Genomic DNA, 6,019 nt, shown 5'->3' with positions numbered 1-6,019 from the left:
ACATGGAGCTGACTGCTACTAATAGGGTGAGGGCTTGACCAAGAAAGCATGGTCATAATTGATTCGGTTGGTTGTCAACATGTATGTAGTTTTGAAGGTGTGATACACTTTCTAATAATCCTCCTTAGCTCAGTCGGTAGAGCATGCGGCTGTTAACCGCAGTGTCGTTGGTTCGAGTCCAACAGGGGGAGCTTAAATAAGGCTCCGTGGTCAAGCGGTTAAGACATCGCCCTTTCACGGCGGTAACACGGGTTCGATTCCCGTCGGAGTCACTTGCAGTGATGCATAATTTAATAATATGGCGACATAGCCAAGCGGTAAGGCGTGGGTCTGCAACACCCTGATCACCAGTTCAAATCTGGTTGTCGCCTCTAAGGAATCATCGAAAGATGGTTCCTTTTTTTGTATAATAGGAGTTAGTTTTAGACAACCCCAAAAATGAGAAAATTTTGCAGAAGATTGTGTGCGAGGGCTTGAAAAATAAGAAAAAGCGCGATATAATGTAGCCGTGCAATTCCTAGTCAGCAAGTAGGAATTGCACGGTTTTATGTTATTTGACATATTGAGAGAGCGTCGATGACGCTTTTTATGATTTGTTGAAGATTTTTTGTATTATAGCACGGATCAAATTCCGGAACAAGTACCGGATGGACAATACAAGAGTGCCCGGTCAATAAAATCAGAAATCGAATAAAGAATGAGAAATGAGTAACGGGACAGACTTGGGAAAGAGCAGAAATGGAGGAGAGCGCGTATGTCAGAGCCGATTTTAAAGGTAGACCAGCTGACGGTAAATGTAGAGGATAAGGAGATTCTTCACGGAATCAATTTGACAGTAAATAAGGGAGAGACCCATGTTCTGATGGGACCGAACGGAGCAGGTAAGTCCACTCTGGGTTATGTCCTGATGGGAAATCCGCGTTATCAGGTAAGCGGTGGCTCAATCAATTTTAAGGGAAACGATGTGACGAGAGAGGGCGCTGATAAGCGTGCGAAAGAGGGTATGTTTCTTTCTTTCCAGGAGCCTCTCGAGGTTCCGGGTCTTTCTCTGGAAGGATTCATCAGAAATGCAGTTCGTCAGCAACAGGGCGGAAAGCTCAAGCTGTGGGCATTCAAGAAGGAACTGGAGAAGGATATGGGCGTTCTTCAGATGGACGAGGCGTATGCAGAAAGAAGCCTGAATGTAGGATTCTCCGGTGGTGAGAAAAAGAAGGCTGAGATTCTTCAGCTGATGATGCTCAAGCCGAGCCTGGCAATTCTGGATGAGACAGACTCTGGTCTGGATGTCGATGCAGTTCGTCTTGTTTCCGAGGGTGTAAAGGAATATCAGAAGAATCAGGAAGGTGCTCTGCTGATCATCACGCACAGCACAAGAATTCTGGATGCACTTCATGTCGATTACACACACGTTATGGTAGACGGAAGAATCGTGGCAACTGGTGACGGTTCCATGGTAGAAGAGATCAATGAGAAGGGCTTCGAGTCCTACATTGAGATGGCATCCCGCAAGTAGGAGGATAGGTCATGGCTGAGAAAGAGAAAACATATGTACAGGACGTGGACCGAAGCCTCTACGATTTCCGAAATGAGGAAAAGGATGCTTATCGGGTAAAATCCGGACTGACAAGTGATATTGTGGAAAAAATTTCCGAAGAGAAGAATGATCCGGAGTGGATGAGAATATTCCGTCATAAAGCTCTGGAGACATACAATAAGATGGAGATCCCGGACTGGGGTCCGTCGATCGATGAGCTGGACATGGACAACATCGTTACCTATGTCCGTCCAAACACTCATATGAGTGCAAAGTGGTCTGAGGTGCCGGAGGACATCAAGGATACATTTGAGAAGCTGGGTATCCCGCAGGCAGAGCGTAAATCTCTCGCTGGTGTGGGTGCACAGTACGACTCCGAGCTGGTTTACCACAATGTCCGCGAGGAAGTGGCTGCTCAGGGTGTTATTTATTCCGATCTTGAGGGCGCAATGCGTGGAGAGTACGGCGAGCAGTATGCAGAGATGATCCGCACTCACTTCATGAAGCTCGTGACTCCGGGAGATCATAAATTTGCAGCTCTGCACGGCGCAGTTTGGTCCGGCGGTTCTTTCGTGTATGTTCCGAAGGGCGTCAGTGTGGAGATTCCGCTTCAGTCCTATTTCCGTTTGAATGCACCGGGAGCAGGTCAGTTTGAGCACACGCTGATCATCGTAGATGAGGGCGCTTCCCTGCACTTCATCGAGGGATGTTCCGCACCGAAATACAACGTTGCAAACCTGCATGCAGGATGCGTTGAGCTGTTTGTTGGAAAGAATGCAAAACTGCGTTATTCCACAATCGAGAACTGGTCAAAGAACATGTACAATCTGAACACAAAGCGCGCTCAGATCGCTGAGGGCGGTGTGATGGAGTGGGTATCCGGTTCCTTCGGTTCCCATGTGTCTTACCTGTATCCGATGACTGTTCTGAAGGGCGACAATTCCCGTATGGAATTCACCGGAATCACATTTGCAGGACGTGGACAGAACCTCGATACAGGTGCAAAAGTTGTACACATCGGAAAGAATACATCCAGCTACATCAACACAAAGTCCATCTCAAAGGATGGCGGTATCAGCACCTTCCGCAGTTCGGTTGTGATCGGCGCTCAGGCAAAGCACAGCAAGGCAGGAGTATCCTGTCAATCTCTGATGCTGGATGAGGAATCCCGTTCCGATACCATTCCGGCAATGGACATCCGCACTCCGGATGCCGATGTCGGTCATGAGGCAAAGATCGGACGAATCAGCGATGAGGCTGTCTTCTATCTGATGTCGAGAGGTATCAGCGAGGAAGATGCCCGCGCAATGATCGTAAGTGGATTTGCAGATAACGTATCCAAAGAACTTCCGCTGGAGTATGCCGTTGAGATGAACAACCTGATCCAGCTGGAGATGAAGGGCAGTATCGGTTAAAGACGGAGGATTGAGATGGGACAGGGAATTGATATGACAGTGAACCGGCTTCCGGCCAGAACATGGAACTGGCTGAAGATGAATGAGAGCCGACTGACTGATGTGAAAATAGAAAAAGCATGTCCGGTTACCCCAGTTGTGACGGGACATGGAACCACCTGGGAAAGAGTAAGTGCAGAGAAGATCCAGAGTGAGCAGACAGAGAATGGATTTGCATGGAAGAATCTGGTGACCGGAATGGGACCGGATATGGATCGTCTCGCAGAGGAAGACGAGCAGGCACAGGTGGATGTGATTACCGCAGAAGCAGGTGCAGATGAGGACAATATGGCTGTGTTCGATTACGAATGCCAGCCGGGCGAGCGTTACTTCAACCGCCTCTACCTTCATGCGAAGGAGAACAGTGTGCTGAACGTGACTGTTCTGTACCGGAGTGCAGGCGCAGGTCAGGGACTTAGCGCTCACCAGATCAAGGTTTGCGCAGAGAAAAATGCAGTTGTTCGCATTTATATGGCAGAGATTCTTGATGCAGGTGTGACCTGCTTAAGTGATCTTGGCGGTGTCTGTGAGGACAATGCGCGCGTGGAGCTTGTAAAGCTCGAGTTAGGTGCAGGAAAGCTGTATTCCGGCGGAGAGATCGACCTTAAGGGAAAGGCAAGTAACTTTACCGCAGGAATCGGTTACACCGCAAAGCCGGGTCAGCACCTTGATATGAATTACACGGCTCGTCATCATGGAAAGAAGACGGAGAGCCTGATGGAAGTTTCCGGAGTCGTATCTGAGAATGCATTTAAGATCTTCCGTGGAACGATCGACTTTATCGCAGGTTGTGCAGGTTCCAAGGGAACGGAGAGCGAGGACGTGCTGATTCTCGGTGAGGAGCTTGTCAACCAGACGATTCCGCTGATTCTCTGTGCAGAGGAAGATGTAGAGGGAAATCACGGTGCTTCAATCGGAAAACTCGATGACCAGACGTTGTTCTATCTGGCATCGAGAGGAATCCCGAAGGAGGAAGCAGAGAAAATGCTTGCCCGTGCGCGCGTGGATGCGCTGAATGCAAGAATTCCGGTAAAATCCGTTCGTGATACCGTAGAGGCATATCTCGGTGGTGGCGACGAGGCAGACGATGAAGAGGAGGAGAAGTAAATGGAAATGGTAAATTATAAAAAAGATTTTCCGCTTCTCATGAATCTGGATATTGCCTATCTCGACAATGCAGCAACGGAACAGCGCCCGCAGGTTGTGATCGACGCAGAGCGCGAGTTTTATGAGAGATACAATGCAAACCCGCTTCGTGGTCTCTATGAGCTTGGTATGGAGGCAACAGACCGCTATGAGGAAGCGAGAACATGCGTGAAAGATTTCATTCATGCGAAGAAGGAGTCGGAGATCATTTTCACCCGCAACACAACGGAGAGCATTAACCTCGTCGCTTACAGCTATGGACTGAATTTTTTGAAGCCGGGCGATGAGATTCTGATTACGATCGCAGAGCATCACAGCAACATGCTTCCATGGCAGATGGTTGCACGCCAGACCGGAGCAACGCTCAAGTATCTTGAGTGCGACCAGACTGGTTTCTTCTCCGAGGAGGCAATTCGCGAGGCAGTGACCCCGAACACGAAATTGGCGGGAATCTGCCACGTTTCCAACGTTCTCGGACGAACTACTCCGATCGAGCAGATCATCTCTCTCGTTCATGCAAACGGTGGAGTTGTCCTTGTCGATGCAGCGCAGAGTGCTCCGCATATGGCGATTGATGTTCAGGAGATGGACGCAGATTTCCTCGCATTCTCCGGACATAAGCTGATGGCACCGATGGGAATCGGCGTTCTCTACGGCAGAGAGGAGATTCTTGAGAAGATGCCTCCGTTTTTGACCGGTGGTGAGATGATCGATTCTGTTACCCGTGAGGGCGCTGTCTATGCTCCGCTTCCTCACAAGTTTGAGGCAGGTACGGTAAATGGTGCCGGTGCAATGGCACTCAAGGCAGCAATCGAGTATCTTCAGTCGATCGGCATGGAAACCGTTCACCAGAGAGAGCTTGAGCTGACGAAGATGGCACTCGATGGAATGAAGCAGATTCCAGGAATCCATGTGATCGGAAGCGATAAGCCGGAAGAGCACTGTGGAATCTTGAGCTTCACCGTTGACGGTGTTCATCCGCACGACATTGCGTCGATTCTCGATGCAGGTCATGTCAACGTGCGTGCAGGTCATCACTGTGCACAGCCACTCTTAAAGCATTTAGGGGTGATGTCCACAGCAAGAGCGAGCCTTGCTTTTTATAATACAGAAGACGATATCGAGCGGTTCTTAAACTGCCTGAGAAATGTTCGGAGGGAAATGGGATATGCAGAGTAGAACGTTTTATAATGAAATTCTGACAGAGCACAACCTTCATCCTGCACACAAGGAGTCACTGCCGGATGCAAACCTGATTCTTGAGGGTGTAAATCCAAGCTGTGGAGATGACATCATCCTCCAGCTGAAAGTTGAGGACGGCGTGATTGTTGACGGTGCGTTTCAGGGAAGCGGATGTGCGATCTCACAGGCATCTGTAGACATGATGCTGGAGCTTGTGATCGGACGCAAGAAGGATGAGGCAATGCATCTCGCAGACATCTTCTTCCGCATGATCAAGGGCGAGGCAAGCGATGAGGAGATCGATGAGCTTGAGGAAGTCGTTTCCTTGAAGGATATCTCCCACATGCCGGCGCGTGTAAAATGCGCAGTTCTCGGATGGCATACGATGGAAGAAATGCTTGACGGAAAGAAGAAGGAAGATTAATTAGAATCTTAAAATCTTAATTAGATTTTTTTAGTAGAATCGAAGAATCAAGAAGATGGAAGACTTGTGGTTTCTTTACTTGGAAAGATGAGGGGATCGCAAGTCTTTTTTTATTTCATAGGAAACTGCGTCCTATGAAACAAAAAACGCTCCGCGGGGATGCAAAGCACCAAGTGCATCAAGCAGACAACAAAAAAGGCATCTGCTTTCGCAGATGCCTGATCATCATAGCGGAAGGGAGATTCGAACTCTCGACACTACGGGTATGAACCGTATGCT

General features: G+C 48.9%; 5 protein-coding genes and 3 tRNA genes. All 8 read left to right on the top strand.

Going from position 1 to position 6,019, the window contains the following annotated elements; genetic code table 11:
- The first annotated feature begins 118 nt into the window (after positions 1-118).
- The 8 genes from AC4EVX_RS12625 to sufU all read left to right on the top strand — a co-directional run bounded on the left by AC4EVX_RS12625 (position 119) and on the right by sufU (position 5,740).
- Positions 119-191: transfer RNA gene (locus tag AC4EVX_RS12625), tRNA-Asn, on the top strand.
- Positions 192-200: 9 nt separating this feature from the next.
- Positions 201-272, top strand: a tRNA-Glu gene (locus AC4EVX_RS12620).
- 28 nt (positions 273-300) lie between these two features.
- Positions 301-371, top strand: a tRNA-Cys gene (locus tag AC4EVX_RS12615).
- Between the two features lie 383 nt (positions 372-754).
- Positions 755-1,513: a Fe-S cluster assembly ATPase SufC gene (sufC, locus tag AC4EVX_RS12610; RefSeq protein WP_490160330.1), complete on the top strand. Its 759-nt coding sequence runs from the start codon at positions 755-757 to the stop codon at positions 1,511-1,513.
- Between the two features lie 11 nt (positions 1,514-1,524).
- Positions 1,525-2,949: a Fe-S cluster assembly protein SufB gene (gene sufB, locus AC4EVX_RS12605; protein ID WP_177977069.1), complete on the top strand. Its 1,425-nt coding sequence runs from the start codon at positions 1,525-1,527 to the stop codon at positions 2,947-2,949.
- Between the two features lie 15 nt (positions 2,950-2,964).
- Entirely contained in the window at positions 2,965-4,095 is a 1,131-nt protein-coding gene (locus AC4EVX_RS12600; RefSeq protein WP_490160329.1) for a SufB/SufD family protein, read from the top strand.
- Positions 4,096-4,101: 6 nt separating this feature from the next.
- On the top strand, positions 4,102-5,313 hold the full coding sequence (locus AC4EVX_RS12595; protein WP_490160331.1) for an aminotransferase class V-fold PLP-dependent enzyme: 1,212 nt from the start codon (positions 4,102-4,104) through the stop codon (positions 5,311-5,313).
- On the top strand, positions 5,303-5,740 hold the full coding sequence (gene sufU / locus AC4EVX_RS12590) for a Fe-S cluster assembly sulfur transfer protein SufU (protein ID WP_177977066.1): 438 nt from the start codon (positions 5,303-5,305) through the stop codon (positions 5,738-5,740). The genes AC4EVX_RS12595 and sufU overlap by 11 nt, the downstream gene beginning before the upstream one ends.
- Positions 5,741-6,019 lie beyond the last annotated feature (279 nt).

The sequence above is a fragment of the Brotaphodocola sp. genome, from assembly GCF_983179755.1.
This window is presented reverse-complemented; position numbering and strand designations above follow the sequence as displayed.

Bases quoted from the DNA above. Each gene is read 5' to 3' on its own strand.
- AC4EVX_RS12595 (WP_490160331.1), top strand. From the start codon at position 4,102: ATGGTAAATTATAAAAAAGATTTTCCGCTTCTCATGAATCTGGATATT.
- sufC (WP_490160330.1), top strand. From the start codon at position 755: ATGTCAGAGCCGATTTTAAAGGTAGACCAGCTGACGGTAAATGTAGAG.
- sufU (WP_177977066.1), top strand. From the start codon at position 5,303: ATGCAGAGTAGAACGTTTTATAATGAAATTCTGACAGAGCACAACCTT.
- sufB (WP_177977069.1), top strand. From the start codon at position 1,525: ATGGCTGAGAAAGAGAAAACATATGTACAGGACGTGGACCGAAGCCTC.
- AC4EVX_RS12600 (WP_490160329.1), top strand. From the start codon at position 2,965: ATGGGACAGGGAATTGATATGACAGTGAACCGGCTTCCGGCCAGAACA.